General features: G+C 72.3%; 15 protein-coding genes. 11 read left to right on the top strand and 4 right to left on the bottom strand.

Annotation, left to right across the window (positions count from 1 at the left end; translation table 11 throughout):
• Window positions 1–8: 8 nt before the first annotated feature.
• From J2S55_RS36590 to J2S55_RS36560, 7 genes are all read left to right on the top strand, one after another.
• Window positions 9–1,004, top strand: a complete 996-nt coding sequence (locus J2S55_RS36590; protein WP_306870509.1) for an alpha/beta hydrolase — start codon at window positions 9–11, stop codon at window positions 1,002–1,004.
• A gap of 235 nt (window positions 1,005–1,239) precedes the next feature.
• Entirely contained in the window at window positions 1,240–3,000 is a 1,761-nt protein-coding gene (locus tag J2S55_RS36585) for an ABC transporter ATP-binding protein (RefSeq protein WP_306870506.1), read from the top strand.
• Window positions 3,001–3,005: 5 nt separating this feature from the next.
• Window positions 3,006–4,712: an ABC transporter ATP-binding protein gene (locus tag J2S55_RS36580; protein WP_306870503.1), complete on the top strand. Its 1,707-nt coding sequence runs from the start codon at window positions 3,006–3,008 to the stop codon at window positions 4,710–4,712.
• Window positions 4,713–4,785: 73 nt separating this feature from the next.
• Window positions 4,786–5,589, top strand: coding sequence for a helix-turn-helix transcriptional regulator (locus J2S55_RS36575; RefSeq protein WP_306870500.1), 804 nt, complete (start codon window positions 4,786–4,788; stop codon window positions 5,587–5,589).
• Between the two features lie 94 nt (window positions 5,590–5,683).
• The gene (locus J2S55_RS36570) at window positions 5,684–6,577 is read left to right on the top strand and encodes a sterol desaturase family protein (RefSeq protein WP_306870498.1); all 894 of its coding nucleotides are present in this window, start codon (window positions 5,684–5,686) and stop codon (window positions 6,575–6,577) included.
• Between the two features lie 46 nt (window positions 6,578–6,623).
• Window positions 6,624–7,253, top strand: a complete 630-nt coding sequence (locus J2S55_RS36565; RefSeq protein ID WP_306870495.1) for a TetR/AcrR family transcriptional regulator — start codon at window positions 6,624–6,626, stop codon at window positions 7,251–7,253.
• A 163-nt stretch (window positions 7,254–7,416) separates the two neighbouring features.
• Window positions 7,417–8,808, top strand: a complete 1,392-nt coding sequence (locus J2S55_RS36560; protein WP_306870492.1) for a hypothetical protein — start codon at window positions 7,417–7,419, stop codon at window positions 8,806–8,808.
• A 120-nt stretch (window positions 8,809–8,928) separates the two neighbouring features.
• On the opposite strand, the gene J2S55_RS36555 is transcribed toward J2S55_RS36560, so the two are convergent.
• A complete protein-coding gene (locus tag J2S55_RS36555; RefSeq protein WP_306870490.1) occupies window positions 8,929–10,215 on the bottom strand; it encodes an MFS transporter in 1,287 nt (428 codons plus the stop codon).
• Between the two features lie 370 nt (window positions 10,216–10,585).
• Window positions 10,586–10,993 (bottom strand): MerR family transcriptional regulator, encoded by a 408-nt coding sequence (locus tag J2S55_RS36550; RefSeq protein WP_306870488.1) that lies wholly within the window; start codon window positions 10,991–10,993, stop codon window positions 10,586–10,588.
• Between the two features lie 65 nt (window positions 10,994–11,058).
• Here J2S55_RS36550 and J2S55_RS36545 point away from each other — a divergent pair, with 65 nt between their 5' ends.
• Window positions 11,059–12,651: an MFS transporter gene (locus J2S55_RS36545; protein WP_306870486.1), complete on the top strand. Its 1,593-nt coding sequence runs from the start codon at window positions 11,059–11,061 to the stop codon at window positions 12,649–12,651.
• A 33-nt stretch (window positions 12,652–12,684) separates the two neighbouring features.
• Here J2S55_RS36545 and J2S55_RS36540 read toward each other — a convergent pair whose 3' ends face one another.
• The gene (locus J2S55_RS36540) at window positions 12,685–13,638 is read right to left on the bottom strand and encodes a DUF418 domain-containing protein (protein ID WP_306870483.1); all 954 of its coding nucleotides are present in this window, start codon (window positions 13,636–13,638) and stop codon (window positions 12,685–12,687) included.
• Between the two features lie 369 nt (window positions 13,639–14,007).
• Between J2S55_RS36540 and J2S55_RS36535 the strand changes: the two genes are divergently transcribed.
• Together J2S55_RS36535 and J2S55_RS36530 are read left to right on the top strand one after the other, a co-directional pair.
• A complete protein-coding gene (locus J2S55_RS36535; RefSeq protein WP_306870480.1) occupies window positions 14,008–15,165 on the top strand; it encodes a sensor histidine kinase in 1,158 nt (385 codons plus the stop codon).
• Window positions 15,162–15,818, top strand: a complete 657-nt coding sequence (locus J2S55_RS36530; protein WP_306870478.1) for a response regulator — start codon at window positions 15,162–15,164, stop codon at window positions 15,816–15,818. Before J2S55_RS36535 ends, J2S55_RS36530 begins: the two co-directional genes overlap by 4 nt.
• A gap of 165 nt (window positions 15,819–15,983) precedes the next feature.
• Here the strand turns inward: J2S55_RS36530 and J2S55_RS36525 are convergent, their stop codons facing one another.
• Entirely contained in the window at window positions 15,984–16,574 is a 591-nt protein-coding gene (locus J2S55_RS36525; protein ID WP_306870475.1) for a TetR/AcrR family transcriptional regulator, read from the bottom strand.
• 153 nt (window positions 16,575–16,727) lie between these two features.
• On the opposite strand from J2S55_RS36525, the gene J2S55_RS36520 reads away from it, so the two are divergent.
• On the top strand, window positions 16,728–18,149 hold the full coding sequence (locus J2S55_RS36520; RefSeq protein WP_306870471.1) for an MFS transporter: 1,422 nt from the start codon (window positions 16,728–16,730) through the stop codon (window positions 18,147–18,149).
• Window positions 18,150–18,217: the final 68 nt, after the last annotated feature.

Below are 18,217 nucleotides of genomic sequence, written 5' to 3'. Positions count from 1 at the left end.
GAGGACACATGAGCGAGGTCACCGATACTGAGCGGCCGCCGCTGGGCATCCGGTTGCTGCGCGCCCTGGGAAGGGAGCCGGACTGGTCGGCGATGACGGTCGAGGAACTGGCCGCCTACCGCGACGCGGAGAACCGCAAGCGGGCATCCCGTCTGGCACGGGTGATCACCGGATTTCCGGACCGCGGCGCCGCGATCCAGTGGCAACAGGTGGCGCTGCCCGGCCGCGGGCTCCCGGTCCGGGTGTACCGGCCCTCGTCCGGGCGCGGCGGCAGGGGCGCGGGCCGGGCCGAGCTGCCGCTCGTGCTCCACGTGCACGGAGGCGGCTTCGTGGGTACGGCGGTGCAGTGCGACTGGGTGAACAGCCACCTCGCCGCCCGGCTGCCCGCGGTCGTCGTCTCGGTCGAGCACCGCCTCATCGCCCCGGGGACTCCGCTGTCGGCGGCCGTCGACGACGGCTGGGACGCGCTCCGGCACGTGGTGCGGCACGCCGCGCGGTGGGGCATCGACCCGGCGCGGACCGCCGTCTTCGGCGAGAGCTGCGGCGCGTTGATCAGCGCCCTGGCCGCGATCCGGGCCCGCGAGGCCGGCCTGCGCCTGCGGGCCCAGGTGCTGGTCAACCCCGCTGTCGACGTGACCGAGACGATGCTCGACCACGCCTCGGTCACCCGGCACGCCCACAGCCCGACCCTCACCCTGCCGCAGCTGCGGCTGTTCCACCGGTTCGCCGTTCCGCCGGGGACCGATCCTCGCGCGCTGTCGCCGCTGTACGCCGACGACCTGAGCGGGCTGGCCCCAGCGCTCGTGGTGGTGCCGACCGCTGACCCGGTGGCCGATCACGGCCGCCGCTACGCCGAACGGCTGCGGGCGGCCGGGACGCCCGCGCGGCTCACCGAATACCCCGGAGCGGGCCACGCCTTCCTCAGCATGCCGGGCGTGGCGCCGCAGGCCAAGGCCGCGCGGACGGAGATCCTCGAGTTCCTCCGAGGGACCCTCGCCGGGTGACGGGCCCCGGCCTGCCTGCCCGCGTGTTCCACATCATCGCCGCCATGGACGAGATGACCGTGGGTCGATCGACACCGTCGGCGGGCCGGCCCGGGGACCCGACCGTCGGCTCGACCGCCGGCCTGGCCACGACGAGATCAACGAAGACGGGAGAGCAATGACCACCACTGACCTTGCCGGGGCGAGGGAACAGTCCACACCGTCATCGGATGCCGGTCCCGCGCCGGGACAGAGCATGGCGGGGCTGCTGCGGCCCTACGGATGGAGTTTCGCCGCCGTTGTGCTCCTGCAGGTGATCGGCGCTGTCGCGGGTCTGGCGCCGCTGCTGGCGGTCGTCGAACTGGGTCGCACTCTGCTGTCGCCCAGCCCTGTCGATCAGGGTCATGTCTGGGCTGTGGTGATCGCGGGTGCAGCCGGCCTGTCCGTCCGGCTGCTGTTCACGGCCGCGTCGTCCGGAATCGGACATATTGTCGACGGCCGGGTGCAACTGGCGTTCCGCCGGCAACTGGCCGCGCGGCTGGGGCGCGTACCGATCGGCTGGTTCTCCCGGCGCCGGACCGGCGAGCTGGCCAAGGTGGTGGGGGATGACGTGAGTGCCGTGCATCCGTTCATCGCCCACACCCCCGGCGAGCTCGTCTCCGCGTTCGTGGTGCCGCTGGTGTCGCTGATCTACTTGTTCACCGTCGACTGGCGGCTCACACTGATCACGCTGGTACCGGTGGTGCTGGCAGTTGCGCTGGTCCCCCTGATGATGACCCCGACCCGGCTGCGCGAGCAGAAGGAGTTCGACGGGGCCATGGGACGGATCGCGAGCTCCGTCGTCGAGTTCGTCCAGGGGATCTCGGTGGTCAAGGCGTTCGGCGGGGCCGGGCGCGCCCACCGTGAATTCCTCACGGCCACAGAGGATTTCGTCGGCGTCTTCTACCGGTTCGTGCGCGGTCTCTCCGGGATCGCCGCCGGGATGCAGCTGGCGCTGTCACCGCCGTTCGTGCTGCTGGCCGTGCTGATCGGCGGTGCGACTCTGATCACGACCGGTGGCATGGCCCCGGCCGACCTGCTGCCCTTCCTGCTGCTCGGACTGGGACTGACCGCTCCGGTGGCGGCTCTCGGCCACGGCTTCGACGACACGCAGGCCGCCCGGCGCGCGGTCGGCCGGATCCGGGACGTGCTCGCGGTGCAGTCGCTGCCGGAGCCCGCGCATCCGGTCGCACCACAGGGTCACCGGGTGGAACTGCGTGGCGTTCGATTCGGTTACGGAGCCGATCATGAGGTGCTGCGAGGGATCGACCTGGTGCTCGAACCCGGGACGGTCACCGCGATCGTCGGGCCGTCGGGAAGCGGGAAGTCCACGCTGGTCCAGCTGTTGCCGCGGTTCTTCGACCCGACTCACGGCTCGGTCGTCCTGGGCGGTGTCGATCTGCGCGAGCTCGACAGCCGGGAGCTCTACCGGACGGTCTCCTTCGTCTTCCAGGACGTGCGCCTGCTGCGCGCCTCGGTCGCGGACAACATCGCGCTGGCGGTACCGCACGCCGACCTCGATGACGTGGTCCGGGCCGCCCGGCTGGCGAATATTCATGATCGAATTCTTGAGCTGCCGCGCGGATACGGAACGGTGATCGGTGAAGAGGCCGGGCTGTCGGGTGGCGAGGCGCAGCGGATCGCGCTCGCCCGCGCGCTGCTCGCCGACGCGCCCATTCTGGTGCTGGATGAGGCGACCGCATTCGCCGACCCGCAGACCGAGCAGGCGGTACGGCAGGCATTGGCGGTACTGGAGGGTGATCGCACGATCCTGGTCATCGCCCATCGCCTGGAGACGGTCGCCGACGCCGACACCGTCGTGATGCTGGAGAACGGGGCGATCGTCGAGCGCGGCAGGCCCGCCGAGCTGCTGGCACAGGACGGGAAGTTCGCCGCGTTCTGGCAATCCCACCGATCGGCGACCGCCGGCGAGATCGAGACCCGCCGTGGCGTACCGCAAGGAGACGAGCCCCGATGATCCGAATGCTGCTGCGCGTGCTGGGAGGCGAGTACGCCCGGCCGGTGCGTCGCACCGTGGCCCTGATGACGGCGACCGCGGTGGTCGAGGGTCTGTCCTACGCATTACTGGTCCCCGTTCTGAGGGCACTGTTCGGGAGCAGGCCCGAAGACGCGCGGCCCTGGCTGATCGCGTTCGGGGCCGCGGTCGCGGTCTACGCGGCGCTGCGCTATGTCAGCGATCTGTCCGGTTTCCGTGTCGGGACCACGCTGTTGCGCGGCATGTATCACCGGCTCGGCGATCACCTGGCCCGATTGCCCGTCGGCTGGTACAGCGCGGGCCGCGTCGGGGAGGTGTCCGTCATGGCCAGCCAGGGCGTCCTGCAGGCGATGGGCGTGATCGCGCATCTGCTGGCACCGTCCGTCTCCGCCTGCGTGACTCCCCTGACGATCGTTGTCGTGATGCTTGCCTTCAACTGGCAGATGGGATTGGCCGCGTTGGTCGCCGTACCTGTCGTGGCGGCGATCCAGATCTGGACGGGGCGCTCGATGGCCGCCGCCGACGCGGAGCGCGCCGAACGCGACCATGAGGCCACCGGGCGGGTCATCGAATATCTCCAGGCCCAGCCGGTGCTGCGCGCCGGCGGCCGGAGCGTCGAACGCTTCCGGTTACTCGACGACTCGCTGCGGGAAGTCCAGCGCGCGTCCCGCCGTACCGTGCTGTCGGCGCTGCCCGGCACCCTGGGCTTGGCGCTCACGGTGCAGGCGATGTTCACCGTGCTGCTGGTCCTGGGCGCCTACCTCGCGCTCGGCGGGAACATCGGCGCGGCGGAGGTTCTGGCGATCCTGGTGCTGGCCGCCCGCTGCGCGGATCCGCTGCTGTCGCTGTCGGATATCGGTGGCAAGATGCGCGGCGCCCGTTCCCAGCTGGCGAGACTCGACACGGTGTTGCGCACCGAGCCGCTGCCGGAGCCTCGCGAACCGGTCCGGCCGGTAGGCCATGACCTGGAGTTCGAGTCCGTCACCTTCCGGCACGGCGATCGCACGGTGATCGACGACGTGTCGTTGTCCGTGCCCCAGGGACAGCGGCTTGCCGTCGTCGGGCCGTCGGGCGCGGGCAAGAGCACCCTGCTTCAGCTGCTCGCGCGGTTCTACGACGTGGACGAGGGCGCGGTGCGCATGGGGGGCGTGGACGTGCGCGCCATCGACACGGAGGTGTTGATGGCGCAGATCGCGATCGTCTTCCAGGATGTCTATCTCTTCGACGGCACGATCGAGGACAACGTGCGTCTCGGCCGCCCCGGAGCCGACGGGGCCGAGGTGCGGGCGGCGGCGACCGCGGCGGGGTTGGACGAGGTGATCGAGCGGCTGCCCGGCGGATGGGCCACGGATGTCGGCGAGGGCGGCGCGCTGCTGTCGGGCGGTGAACGCCAGCGTGTCTCGATCGCGCGAGCGCTGCTGAAGAACGCGCCCGTCGTGCTGCTGGACGAGGTGACCTCCGCGCTGGACCCGGTGAACGAGGCGGCCGTCCACGGGGCTGTCGAGCGCCTGATGGCGGGCCGGACGGTGGTGATGGTCGCGCATCGGCTGCGGACCGTCCGACGTGCCGACCGCATCGTCTTCCTGGACGGCGGCCGGATCGTGGAGGACGGCAGCCACGACGAGCTGCTGCGCCGCGGCGGCCGCTACGCCGATTTCTGGAAAATCTCCCTGACCCCGGCAGCGAGTGAATGAGCCGGCATGTCGTCCGGTTCCTCTGCCGCCGGACAGTCGCCACGTCCGCCTCCAGGTCCGCGGTCGCCGCCCCATGACGACCACCACGACGCTCGTCCCCACGGCCTCGACCGGGTGGCGGGGGACGGCCACGCTGCAGCCGGGCCGGCTCGCCTTCACCGGCGACGTCGGGACCACCGAACCGCACGCGCACGCCGCCCTCCAGATCCTCGTCGTGGCCGCCGGGACGGTGGAGTTGGCTGATGCCCACCGCACCCGCCGCCGGGTGCGGGCGGCGATCATCCCGCCCCGGGCCCGGCACACCGTGTACGGCAGCCCCGGCGCCCGGGCCGGCATGCTCTATCTCGACCCGGCCGGCGGCGCGGGCCGCCACCTGCTCACCGCCCTGACCGGGCCGCACCGCGACCGGGTGGACGGCTGGGTGGCCGCCGCCCACGCCCTGCTGCCCGCCGCTCGCGGGGCGGCGGGTACGGTCTTGGACCTGGCCGCCATGGACCCGGCCGCGCTGTCGCGCCGCTGGACCGCCCCCGCCGCAGGCCCGCGCCATCCGGCGCTCCGGCAGGCCCTGGAGTCCCTGCCGGGGCTGCTGGCCGGACCGGTCCGGCTCACCGATCTGGCCGGCGTGGTGGGTCTGTCGGCCAGCCGTCTGGGTCACCTGTTCGCCGCCGAGCTCGCCCTGCCCTTCCCGGCCTACCTGCGCTGGGCGCGGCTGCGGCGCGCCGCCGAACTGGCCCGCGACGGCGCGGATCTCACCCGGGCGGCGCACGGCGCCGGCTTCGCCGACAGCTCCCACCTGACGCGCGTCTGCCACGAGATGTTCGGCCTGGCCCCTTCACACCTGCTCCCCATCGTCCGGGCCCCCTCCGGTCACACCTGACCACGTCTCCCTCCGGTGACACCCGACCACGGCTGAGGTAGGTCAGCGGATCCGTCCAAGCCTCCGGCCCGGCCCGGCCGCGACGCTGACGAGCATGCTGAAATCTGTGGTCCGCTACGGCTACGTGCCGTTCATGCTGCTGGGCGTCAACGGCACCGCCATCACCCTGGCCGCCGCCGGCGCCTCCAAGCTGTGGCTGGTCGCCCTGCTGCCGGCGGCGATCGGCTGCTCGTTCGCCGCCGAGCGCGCCCTGCCGTACGAGGCGCGATGGAACAACTCGCAGGGCGACGGCGGGCGCGACGTCGCCCACGCCGGCGTCAACGAGCTGCTGCTCCTGGTCAGCGTGGCCGCCATTCCGCTGCTGGCCGCCACCGTCACCGTCGCCGACCTGTGGCCGCGCTCCTGGCCCTTCCTCCCGCAGGTCCTGGCCGCGATCCTGGTCGCCGACCTCGGCATCACCCTCACCCACTACGCCAGCCACAGGATCGGCGTGCTGTGGCGCCTCCACGCCGTCCACCACTCCGTCAGGCGCTTCTACGGCTTCAACGGCCTGATGAAGCACCCCCTGCACCAGGCCGTCGAGATGAGCGCCGGCGTTGCCCCGCTCATCATCGTCGGCCTGCCCCTCGACGTCGCCTCCGCGCTGGCCGTCACCGTCGCCGTCCAGCTGCTGCTGCAGCACTCCAACGCCGACTACCGCGTCGGAGCGCTCAAGTACGTGCTCGCGCTCAACGAGGGACACCGCTTCCACCACCTGAAGTGGGCCGGCGTCGGCGACGTCAACTTCGGGCTGTTCACCCTGATCTGGGACCACCTGCTCGGCACCTTCTCCTACGACCCCACCCGCCGCTTCACCTCCGACCAGCTCGGCATGGCAGCCAAGCCGGACTACCCCACCGGCTACCTGGCCCAGCTCGCTGAACCCTTCCGCGCCTCCGGCTCCTGCCACATCACCGACACCCCATCGACGGCAACTTACAGTAAGTGAATTATTCCGGTTGTCGGGAAAATTCGATTAGACGTATATTTGGGGCATGCAGGAGTCTCGGCGCGAACGGAAGAAGCGGCTGACCCGACAGCGGATCGTCATGGCGGCTGTCCGGCTGTTCGAGGAGCAGGGGTACGAGCAGACCACGGTGGCGCAGATCGCCGCGGCGGCGGATGTCGATCCCAAGACGTTCTCCAACTACTTCCGCGGCAAGGACGAGGTGCTCTGGGTCGACCTGGACCGGGACTTCGACGTGCTGTTCCGGGCGATCGCGGAACGCCGGCCGCACGAGAGCCCGGGCGAGGTGCTGGGGAGGATGGTCCAGGAGTACGCCGCCCACCGCCGGCCCAAGGTTCCCCGCAGGGAGCCCGAGGAGCTGTCGGCGACGGCCCGGATGATGCTGACCACGCCGGCGCTTCAGGCGAAGGGGCTGTACCTGCTGCTGGACCTGCAGCAGCGGATCGCCGGCGAGCTGCTGAAGGCCTTCCCCGGCCGGCTGGACCCGATCACCGCGGCGGCGATGACCGGATCCCTGTTGGGCGCCATCCAGCAGGCGAGCCTGACGAGCGTCCGGCTCGGCCGGTCGCAGGATGAGCTGTGGGAGGCCAGCCGGCGCGGCCTCGAGATCGCCCTGCACGGCCTGCTCTCGGTGCGGCCGCCCACCGAGAGCCCATGACGAGGGCGCGCCCCGGCTCCGGCACCGCCAACGCCTGTGCTCCCGGGCCGGGGAGGCACCTGTCCCCCGATGCCCCTGATGTCCCCGGGCCCGACGGTCCACCCACCGCCCGAGGAAGACGACGTCCCAATCCCACTCGCCAGGACGAGAGGACCGACCCACCGTGGAAGAGGAAGCAAGGCAAGAGGAAGCAAGCGTCCGGCGGCTCGCCCGCGACGCGCGGCGCGCCCTGCGGGAGGGGCCCGCGGCGATCGCGCGGCGGCAGCGCGCCCGCCTGGCCGAGATGGTGGCCCACGCTCGCGCCCACTCGCCCTACTACCGCGAGCTGTACCGGGACCTGCCGGAGCAGGTCGACGACCCGGCGCTGCTCCCGGTCACCGACAAGAAGACGCTGATGGCCCGCTTCGACGACTGGGTCACCGATCGGCGGGTGACGCTCGGGCGGGTCGAGGCGTTCGTGGCCGACCCGGGCCTCGTGGGGCACCGGTTCTGTGACCGATACCTGGTGGTCACCACCACCGGCACCAGCGGCCTGCGCGGCCTCTTCGTGCTGGACGAGCGGAATCTGGCCGTACACACCGCCGTCGGGTTGCGCACCGGCGGTGGGCTGGCGGCCCGTGATGTCGTCCGGACCCTCGCCCGCGCCGGCCGTACCGCCATAGTCACCGCGCCCGGCGGCCATTTCGCCACCGTCGCGGCGCCGGCCCGGCTGGCCCTGGACAGACCGTGGCTCGGCCGGATGATGCGGGTCTTCCCGATCAACCAGCCGGTGGCGGAGCTGGTCGACGAGCTCAACCGGTTCGATCCGGCCAGTCTCGCCGGCTTCGCGGGCATGCTCACGCTACTGGCCGGCGAGCAGGAGGCGGGCCGTCTGCGCATCCACCCGGCGGTCGTCATCCCCGGAGGTGAGACGCTGACCCCGGATGCCCGGGAGCGGATCGCCACCGCCTTCCAGGCCAAGGTCCGCGCCGCCTACGCCTCCACCGAGTGCGGCTTCCTCAGCGCCGGCTGCGCGCACGGCTGGTATCACGTCAACAGCGACTGGGCCGTCCTGGAGCCGGTCGACGCCGACCATCGGCCTGTCCCGCCGGGTCAGCTCTCGCACACCGTCCTGATCAGCAATCTCGCCAACCGGGTCCAGCCGATCCTGCGCTACGACCTCGGCGACAGCGTCCTGGTCCGCCCCGACCCCTGCCCGTGCGGCAGCCCGCTGCCCGCCGTCCAGGTGCAGGGCCGCATCGCCGACCTGCTCACCTTCCCCACCGATCGCGGCGGGCAGGTCGGCGTCTCGCCCATGGCCTTCGGTGCCGCGCTGGACGTCCCCGGCGTGGAGCAGTTCCAGCTCGTCCAGACCGCGCCCACCGTCCTGCGCGTACGCCTACGGCCCGCGGCCGGCGCCGACGCCGACCGCCTCTGGCAGGCCATGCGCGACAAGGTCACCCATCTGCTCGCTGAGCACAAGGTCGGTGAGGTCACGCTGGAACGCGCGGAGGAGCCACCGCAGCAGTCGCCCGGCGGCAAATACCGCAGGATCATCCCACTGGCCACGCCCTGACGACGTCGAGGATCCGGCTCATGCCGCACAAGTGCCCGCCGGATCTGTTCTGCGGATCCCCGCCGGCCATGGCGGCAGGCCGGCGACGGTCACGGCTGAGTGGTCCCGCCGCCTGGGGACTCAGCGAAGAGCGGAGACCTGCTCGGCGGGCACCCGGCGGAGGAGTCCTTGGGCGGGCAGAATGACGGCCCTGGTCAGCCGGAGGTTCGACAGGCGCGCCAGTACGGCGGCGGCGGTCAATGTTGCGGCGACAGTGACCGCTCCGGCCAGTTCGAGGGTCAGGCGGGGACCGAAGCCGTCGCAGAGCCAGCCGAGCAAGGGGCCGCCGATGGCGCCGGCGGCGGCGCTCACCACCCCTTGGACGGCGATGACGCGCCCACGCATGTGTCCGGGGCTGCCCAGCTGGACCCGCGCGCCGAGCGTGGTGTCGATGATCACGGCCCCGGCGGCGATCGGCAGGATGAGCGCGGCGAAGGTCATCACGCCCGGCATGAAGCCGCTCACGCTCTGAGCCACGCTCGTCAGCAGCGCGGTGCCGAGCAGCAGCCCGATCGTCAGGCGGGGGCGTCCGGCGGCGATCACGCCTCCGACCACGGCGCCGACCGCGAAGACGGTCGACAGCAGGCCGTATCCACCCGCTCCGGCGTCCAGCGGGCCGGCGCTCATGGCCGCCATGGTGACCTGGTAGTTACGTCCCAGACCGCCCAGGACCAGCGCGAGCGCCAGCAGCACCAGCAGCCGTGGCGTACGTAGCACGTAGGCGAGGCCGGTGCGCACGCCGCCCGTGTCCGCCTGGGCACACACGGACCGGTGCATCTCGGAGGCGCGCATCGCGAGAACCGAAGCGATCACGGCGGAGAAACTCACCGCGTTGAGGAGGAACAGGGCTCCGGTACCGGTGAGGGGCAGGAGCATGCCGGCCAGGCTCATGCCGAGGATGCGGCCCGCCGAGTTGACGACGGAGCCGAGCGCGAGGGCGTTGGGCAGATCCTCCGGGGGGACGACCTCGGCACCGAACTTGCCGAGCGCGGGGCCGCCGATCGCGCTGACCACACCGCCGGCGAGCACCAGGCCGTAAACGGGTGTCATCGACGTCGGGCCGCTGATCGCGACCAGCGCGAGGGCCACGGCGAGGAACGCGTGGGCGACCTGCGTGGCGAGCACTACCCGGCGGGTGGGGAACCGGTCGGCCAGAGCGCCGCCCCACAGCCCGAGCAGGAGCGTGGGGAGTGCCTGGAGGACGAGGCTCAGGCCAACACTGGTCGCCGACCCGGTCGCGGAGAGGATCAACCAGTTGACCCCCAGCACCTGCATCCAGGTGCCGCTGACCGAGACCAGGTCGGCCCCTGCCCAGAGCCGGTAGTTGTGGTGCTGGAGGGAGCGCAGCGTCGTCGCTGACAAAGACACGACTTTGTCCTTCTTTGGGGGTTTCTCGGAGTACCGAACACCCTCCAAAGAGAGGAAGATTCCTAAATGACCGAATTGTGAGTCTAATCACGCATCCATGGTGTTTAGGATGCTTGCTCATTGGAAATCCGATAGATCGCCTTTGCGGCTGGAAGTCCTCCCTGGACCGACCCGGCCACTAACGCCGAGGATGGCGGATCCGCGTCGGGCACGGATGAGACCCTTGACCCGCCGGCTACCGGCCCGGCGCCCGGTCCGCCCCTCCGCCGCGGCGCGCGGACAGGGGGGCGGACGGACAGGCGAACGGACGAACAGGCGGGCAGGCGGGCAGGCGGGCAGGCGGGCAGGCGGGCAGGCGGGCAGGCGGCGGCTACAGTGCTCGCGGCTGCCGGTCCTCAAGGTGGGTGGCGGTCCGCCGGCCCCCGTCCGACGCCGTGTCGATCACCTCGTCCAGGACCTCGCGGGAGCGGATCAGATCGGTGATCATCCGGTCGATGCGGTCCCGTTCCGTGGTGAGCTCGGTGACCAGCCGCGGGGTGGCGATCTCGGACGGGCCCCCGTCCGCGTCCCGCATGCAGGGGAGCAGCTGCGCGATCTTGGCGCTGTGCAGTCCCGCGGCGAAGAGCTCCTGGATGCGGATGACCCGGTCGACCGCGCCGGCGGGGAAGTCGCGGTGGCCGCCGAGAGTGCGCTCGGCCGTCAGCAGCCCCTGCTTCTCGTAGTAGCGCAGCGAACGCTCGCTCACCCCGGTGCGCCGGGCCAGTTCGCCGATCCGCATTTCCCACCTCACATGCCGACCCAGGACTTGAACTTGACACTGATGGCAACTTCTACCGTATCGGCATGACGGAGCGCCACCGCTGTCACCGCATCCGCCCGGCTCCCCCCGCCTGGCCGAGCCCGTCATCGACGATCACCGATCTGCTTGAGGAACCCATGTCTGTCTCCCCGCCGTCCCCGGACGCGCCTCATCGGCCCCGCCGCTTGGGGTGGACCCTGGCCCTGCTGGCATTCGCCCAGTTCATCATCGCCATCGACTACAACATCGTCTACGTCGCGCTGCCCGAGATCGGGCGGGAGCTCAACTTCTCGGGCCAGAGCCTGCAGTGGGTGGTCAGCGCGTACGCGGTCACGCTCGGCGGCTTCATGCTGCTGGGCGGGCGCGCCGCCGACCTGCTGGGTCGGCGCCGGGTGTTCGTCCTCGCCCTCGTCCTGTACGCCGTCTCGTCACTGGTCGGCGGGCTCGCCGAGAGCCCGGGACCGCTGATCGCGGTGCGCGCCGTACAGGGGCTGGGCGCGGCGCTGCTGTTCCCCGCCACCCTCTCCCTGGTCAACACCACCTTCGCCGAGGGCCCCGAGCGCAACCGCGCCCTCGCCGTGTGGGCCGCCATGGGGGGCAGCGGCCTGGCTGCGGGCGCGCTGCTCGGCGGCGTGCTCACCGACGTCTTCGGCTGGGAATCGACCTTCTACATCTTCGTGCTGCTGGCCTGCGCGGCCCTGCTGGCGGCGTTTCCGCTCCTGCCCTCCGACCCGGCCCGGGACGGCGCCGCGCGGGAACGCCGCTTCGACCTGCCCGGTGCGCTGACCGCGACCGCCGGAATCACGCTGCTGGTCTCCGTCCTGGCGCAGGGCCCCGAGTGGGGCTGGACCTCCTCGCCCACCCTCACCGCCTTCGGCCTCGGCGTCGCGCTGCTCGTGGTGTTCGCGGTGATCGAGTCCCGTAGCCGTGACCCGCTCATGCCCCTGCGCATGTTCACCAATCCCAGCCTGGTCGCGGCCATGGCGATCACCGCGGTGTTCGGAGCGGGCCTCGGCGCCCATTACTACCTGCTCACCGTCTATCTCCAGGACATCCTCCACTACGATCCCCTGGACGCGGGGCTGGCGTACCTGCCGCTGACGCTGCTCAACATCGTCGGCACCAAGGTCGCCGAGCGCCTGGTCACCCGGGTGGGCATGCGCGCCGCCCTGTCCACCGGCCTGCTGATCGGTACGGCCGGCATGGTCCTGCTGGCCCTCGCCGTCTCCCCCCACTCCCCGTTCGTCGCCGTGCTGCCCGGCATCATGGTGGCCGGGCTGGGGATGGGCATCGTCTGGACCTCGATGTGGATCGCCGCCGGCAACGGCGTCGCGGCGAGCGAGCAGGGCGTCGCCTCCGGGATGGCGTCGGTGACCCACCAGACCGGTCTGGCCGTCGGCACCGCCCTCATGGTGGCCATCGCCAACGCCGGGACCGGCGGTCTGCACGGCGACGCGCTGCGACGGGAGCTCACCCAGGGCCTGACCACGGCGTACTACCTGGCCGCCGGCGTGACCTTCCTCGGCGTCCTGGTCGCCGGCGTCGCCCTCGCCCGCCGGCCGGACCGGGCCCCCGGCCGGCCCCTCCACGGAAGCGAGGTCGCCCCGCCCGACGCCTCCCGCCCCGAACGGCGGTGAGGAGAGGGTGGGGCGAGCAGGTGCGCGCGGCGGTCAGAGGGTGCGGCGCAGGGGCGGGCGCCGGGCCCAGGTGGCCCAGCGCCAGAGCCACTCGAGGGGGCCCTGACGGTATCGGCGCAGCCAGAGGGTCGACCACAGCCACTGGACGGCGAGGATGGCGGCGGCGATCAGCACCACCGTCGTCAGGGACCAGCTCTGCGGCGGACCGCTCAGGATGTGGTTGACCGCCAGCACGAGGACCGTGGCGGTCAGGTAGTTGGTCAGCGCCATCCGGCCCAGCGGCGCGAAGACGGCCTGCAGCACCGGCCGGAGCGGCGTCCTGAGCAGGACCAGCAGGGCGCAGATGTACACCCCCGCGAGCAGCAACCCGGCCAGGGCGAATGCGCGCGCGGAGCCGGGGTCGCCCGGGTCGCCGCTCTGCCACCACAGGGCAGGCACCGCCCCCGCCGCCAAGGCCAGGCCCAGCACGGCCGGCACCCAGGTGGAGCGCTCGATCCGGTCGATCACCCCGTACCGGGTCAGCGCCGAGCCCAGCAGGAACAGCCCGGGCACCAGCGCGAAGGAGCCGCCCCCGACGATCAGCGGGACCGCGAGGAGCACGGGGGCGAGGCCGGCCACGGCCCACCGCGGCAGCCAGGTCGAGGGCAGCAGCACCAGCAGGCCGACGACGGCGTAGACGGCCAGGATGTCGCCCTCCCACAGCAGCACGTGGTGCACCAGGCCGGCCCCGAGCAGCACCGCAAGCCGGCGCAGCAGGAGCAGCCGCGGGCGGGCGGCGCGGTCGGTGACGGAGCTCAGCAGCAGCGAGAACCCGATGCCGAACAGCAGGGAGAAGATCGGGAAGAAGCGCTGCTCGACGAACAGCCCCATCCACGCCCCCTCCGCCCCCTCCGCCGCCGCCGGATGCCGCACGACGACCCTGCCGAGGTTGGCTATCGGCTGGATGTTGACCAGCAGGATCCCGCACAGCGCGAACCCGCGCACCACGTCGAGCGCGGCGATGCGCGGCCGGCCGGGGGAGGTCGTCGCGGGACCTGCCGGGCCGTCGTCCCGGCGCGGGCGACGGGGACGACGGTCCTCCTGGGGCCGGTCCTCCTGGGACGGGCCAGGAGGCGGGCCAGGCCGATGAGCCGGTCCCGCGGGATACGTCTCTGGCAGTCGGTCAGAGCCGGGCGGTCGCCGGACCGCCTGCTCGGGTCCCCGGGTGTCGGCACCGGAGGGAAGGTTTTCCTGTGGCATGGGCTCATCCTGCGGATCCGGCCCGGTGCCGGTATCGGTCGAAAGCCGGGTTGCACCGTGCACGACCGTACTTTCGGCCGGTTCAGCACCGAGCGGAGATCTCCTAGCCTGAGCGGCGTGAACATTCGGGGATGGCCGGCCCGGCCGGCCGGGTCGGCCCGGATCGCGGCCGACATCGGGCTCGGCGCCGTGTTCGCCGCGGCGCTCGCCTTCCAGGCGTCCCGGATCGCCGGCAGCTGGGGCGGTGACCACTGGCGGTTCGGCTGCGCCGCCGGGGCGGTGGTGTGCGTGATCGCTCTGATCCGCCGGCGCGGCCGGGCGTGGGCGGCGTTCGCGGGCCTGTCCGTCGCGGCGGTCGCCGTCCTGGCCGCCCGGCTCGCCCAACTGCCCGGCGAGCCCAGCCCCGCCATGGCCCTGGGCCTGTCCGTGCTCACCGGCTCCGCGATCAGAGCGCTCCCGGTCCTACCGGCCTGCGCCGTCGCGGCCGGAGGGGCCGCGGTGGCCGCCGGCGGCCTGCTCGCCGCCCACGTGTCCTCCTCCAACCCGGCCGTGGCGGTGCTGAACGGCGCGGGATGGCTCGTCTCCCTCGCGGTCGGGCTGTGGCCGCGGCTGCTCGACGCCCGCCGCCGAGCCGTCGCCGAGCGGGTGCGCCGCACCGAGCGCCTGGTCCTGGCCAGGGAACTGCACGACGTCGTCGCCCACCACATCACCTGCATCGTGCTCCAGGCCCAGACCGCCCAGCTCGTGGCCCGCAAGCACCCGGAGAAGGTGGAAGGCTCCCTGGCGGACATCGAGGCCGCCGGCTCCGACGCGCTGGCCGCGACGCGACGCGTCGTCGGCCTGCTGCGCGAGGCCGGCGACGCGGTCCCCGTCATGCCCGGACAGCTCAGCGACCTGGTCGAACGCTTCGACGGCCACGGCCACGGCCCCGCGGTGCGCCTGCGGCTGCCCGCCGACCAGCCGGTGTGGCCGCCCGAAGTGAGCAGCACCGTCTACCGGGTCGTCCAGGAGTCGCTGACCAACGTCTCCCGCCACGCCCCGCACGCCCGCTCGGTCACCGTCAGCGTCGACCAGGATCGGGACACCGTCACCGTCGAGGTCGTCGACGACGCCCCGCCGACCCTGGCCCGGCACCACCACCGCGGCGGGTACGGCCTGGCCGGGATGCGCGAACGCCTTGAGGCTCTCGGCGGCACGCTGCGCGCCGGCCCGCGCCCCGGGGCCGGCTGGTCCGTGCTCGCCACCCTGCCCGTCCCCGCGCGCGGACGCCGATGACCATCAGGGTCCTGCTGGCCGACGACCAGGCGATGATCCGCGGCTGCCTGCGGCTCATCCTCGAAGACCAGCCCGACATCAGCGTGGTCGCCGAGGCCGCGGACGGCGCCGAGGCGGTCGACCTGGCCCGGAGACTGCGCCCGGAGGTGTGCCTGGTGGACATCCAGATGCCCCGCCTCGACGGCATCGCGGTCACCCGCGCCCTGGCCGGCCCCGGCGTCCCCGACCCGCTCAGGGTGATCGTGGTCACCACCTTCGACCTCGACGAGTATCTCTACGGCGCGCTACGCGGCGGGGCGGTCGGCTTCGTCCTGAAAGACGCCGGCCCCAGGCTGCTCGTCGAGGCCGTCCGGGCCGCCCATGCCGGCGACGCCCTGATCTCGCCGTCGGTCACCCTGAGACTGCTGCGCCGCCTCGCGTCCGCCGGGGCGCCGGCCGGCCGTGGGCCCGCGCATCCGCTGTCCGAGCGGGAGACCGAGGTCGTCCGGGCCATCGCCAGAGGCCGGACCAACCAGGAGATCGCCGCCGAGCTGTTCATCTCGCTGAGCACCGTCAAGAGCCACACAACCGGCATCCAGGCCAAGCTCGGGGTGCGCAACCGGGTCGAGATCGCCGCCTGGGCCTGGAAGAACCGCTTGATCGGCACCACATAGCACCGGTGAGGACACCGCCCGGGTCCACCGCGTGCGCGAGCGCCGCGCTCCCCCGGACGGTCCGGACATCCGCGCGGGCCCGATCACGCTCCCCCGGACGGTCCGGACATCCGCGCGGGCCCGATCACGCTCCCCCGGACGGTCCGGACATCCGCGCGGGCCCGATCACGCTCCCCCGGACGGTCCGGGCCAGCCGGATTCGAGGAGGTCGAAGACGGCGTTCATCGCGGCCCGGGGGTCGGGTTCCATGCCCGCGAGGTCGGGGATCTCCAGGACGTAGCGGGCCAGGGCGCGGACGGTCATGTCGGAGGGGTCGCGGCCGCTCTCGGCGGCGATCACTCCGGCCAGGGCGCCCTCGCCGGCCGTCCAGAGCTTGCGCGAGTAGTCCCGCAGGGCGGGCGTGCTCATGATCAGGTCATGTTTGCGCTGGAGCTCGGGCGCCAGTCGGGTGGTGAACGGTCCCCGGCCGGACATGAACCGGCGCAGGGCCGCCAGCACCGGCTGGCCGGGGGGCCGGTCCCGGACCGCGGCGACCAGGCCGTCGCGCCGTTCGGTGCCGTCGTCGAAGATCAACGCTTCCTTGCCGTCCGGCACGTGCGCGAACAGGGTGGCGATGGAGACGTCCGCCTCGTCGGCGATCTGGGCCACCGTGACCCCGTCGTATCCGTGCGCGGAGAACAGCCGCAGTGCCGCGTCCGCCAGGGCCTGACGGGTCTGTGCTTTCTTGCGCTCGCGGCGCCCCATCGTCGTCGCCATGCCCCCATCCTACCCGGAACCCGTAACGCGTCTTAATCTATAGTGGTTATAGTTTCGTAGTCAGTTCAGATTTGCTCCGCCCCGCCTGGATCCGTCCTGCCTGGAGGGGTGAGTCAGCCACAGACCGTGTTTCTTCAGTCAGGAGGTGCCGCCATGGCAACCACGGCAACGGCCCGTCCGACGGGCGCCCCCTCCACCCGGCGCATGTGGGCGATCCTGGGGCTGGTGCTGCTCGCCGACGCCCTCGACATGATCGACTCCACGGTCACCAACGTCGCCGCGCCCACCATCACCGCCGAGCTGCACGGCGGCGAGGGCTTGATCAAATGGCTGGGGTCGGCCTACATGCTCGCGATGGGCGTCCTGCTCGTGGTCGGCGGCCGGCTTGGGGACAAGTACGGCCAGCGCACGATGTTCCTCACCGGCATGGCCGGTTTCACGATCGCCTCGGCGGTGGCGGGGCTCTCGCCCGACCCCGCGCTTCTGGTGGTCGCCCGCGGCGCGCAGGGCGCGTTCGGCGCGCTGATGATCCCGCAGGGGATGGCGATCATGACCAAGACGTTCTCGCGTGACATGCTCACCAAGGCGTTCGGGCTGTTCGGCCCCCTGCTCGGCGTCGCCTCGGTCGGCGGCCCGATCCTGGCCGGGTTCATCATCGACGCCGACCTGTTCGGCCTGTCCTGGCGGCCGATCTTCCTGATCAACCTCGTGCTCGGCGCGCTCGGTCTCATCATGGCCGTCAAGCTGCTCCCCCACGACGGCGGCGACCCGTCCACCGTCGTGGACGGGCTGGGCTCCGGGCTGCTCGCCGCCACCATGTTCGGTCTGCTGTTCGGGCTGGTCGAAGGCTCGACCAGCGGCTGGACCGCCGTCCCCGTCCTCTCGATCCTCCTCGGCCTGGTGTTCCTCGCCGCCTTCGCCCACCGCCAGAGCACCGCCGCCGACCCGCTGCTCAAGCCGTCCCTGCTGCGCAACCGCGGCTTCAGCTCCGGCCTGCTGGTCGGCCTGATCGTCTTCGCCGCCACCACCGGGCTGGTCTACGTGCTCTCCCTGTTCATGCAGGAAGGGCTGCGCGCCTCGGCGCGGGAGGCGTCCCTGGGCCTGCTGCCGCTGACCCTGGGCATCATCATCGCCGCGGGAGCGTGCATGGCGCTGATCAAGAAGATGGGCCGCAACCTCGTCTTCGTCGGCCTGTCCGTCATCCTGGCCGGCTGCGGCTGGGCGCTCGTCCTGGTCGTCGGCTCCGGCACCGACCTCAGCCTGGCGGCCCTCGCCCCCGCCGTCTTCCTCACCGGCCTGGGGATGGGCGCCTGCTACGGCACGGTCTTCGATGTCGCCCTGGGCGACATCGACCCCGGCGAGGCCGGAAGCGCCAGCGGCTCACTGTCGGCGGTCCAGCAGCTCGCGGCCGGAATCGGATCGGCGGCCGTCACCTCGGTCTTCTTCCAGTCCGCCGCCTCCGGCCTCGGCCACGCCATGAAGATCAGCCTCATCGTCGTCCTGGCCGGCACCGCCGTCACCGTCCCCGCCGTGATCCTGATGCCCAGGCGAGCGCCGGAAGAATCTCAGCACTGACGCCCCGGGCCGCGCCGGAAGCCGGCGTGGCCCCTCCCCGACCACTCCCCCGACGCAAAAGAGCCCGC

Origin of the sequence: Streptosporangium brasiliense (assembly GCF_030811595.1) — a bacterium.
Classification (GTDB): domain Bacteria; phylum Actinomycetota; class Actinomycetes; order Streptosporangiales; family Streptosporangiaceae; genus Streptosporangium; species Streptosporangium brasiliense.
The sequence above is the reverse complement of the archived record's forward strand: the minus strand, read 5'-3'. Positions and strand labels throughout refer to the sequence as shown.

What these genes read in the sequence shown, in the direction of transcription:
- J2S55_RS36580 (WP_306870503.1), top strand. Translation starts at nt 3,006, where the DNA reads ATGCTGCTGCGCGTGCTGGGAGGCGAGTACGCCCGGCCGGTGCGTCGC.
- J2S55_RS36525 (WP_306870475.1), bottom strand. Translation starts at nt 16,574, where the DNA reads ATGGCGACGACGATGGGGCGCCGCGAGCGCAAGAAAGCACAGACCCGT.
- J2S55_RS36520 (WP_306870471.1), top strand. Translation starts at nt 16,728, where the DNA reads ATGGCAACCACGGCAACGGCCCGTCCGACGGGCGCCCCCTCCACCCGG.
- J2S55_RS36565 (WP_306870495.1), top strand. Translation starts at nt 6,624, where the DNA reads ATGCAGGAGTCTCGGCGCGAACGGAAGAAGCGGCTGACCCGACAGCGG.
- J2S55_RS36575 (WP_306870500.1), top strand. Translation starts at nt 4,786, where the DNA reads ATGACGACCACCACGACGCTCGTCCCCACGGCCTCGACCGGGTGGCGG.
- J2S55_RS36530 (WP_306870478.1), top strand. Translation starts at nt 15,162, where the DNA reads ATGACCATCAGGGTCCTGCTGGCCGACGACCAGGCGATGATCCGCGGC.
- J2S55_RS36570 (WP_306870498.1), top strand. Translation starts at nt 5,684, where the DNA reads ATGCTGAAATCTGTGGTCCGCTACGGCTACGTGCCGTTCATGCTGCTG.
- J2S55_RS36545 (WP_306870486.1), top strand. Translation starts at nt 11,059, where the DNA reads ATGACGGAGCGCCACCGCTGTCACCGCATCCGCCCGGCTCCCCCCGCC.
- J2S55_RS36585 (WP_306870506.1), top strand. Translation starts at nt 1,240, where the DNA reads ATGGCGGGGCTGCTGCGGCCCTACGGATGGAGTTTCGCCGCCGTTGTG.
- J2S55_RS36550 (WP_306870488.1), bottom strand. Translation starts at nt 10,993, where the DNA reads ATGCGGATCGGCGAACTGGCCCGGCGCACCGGGGTGAGCGAGCGTTCG.
- J2S55_RS36590 (WP_306870509.1), top strand. Translation starts at nt 9, where the DNA reads ATGAGCGAGGTCACCGATACTGAGCGGCCGCCGCTGGGCATCCGGTTG.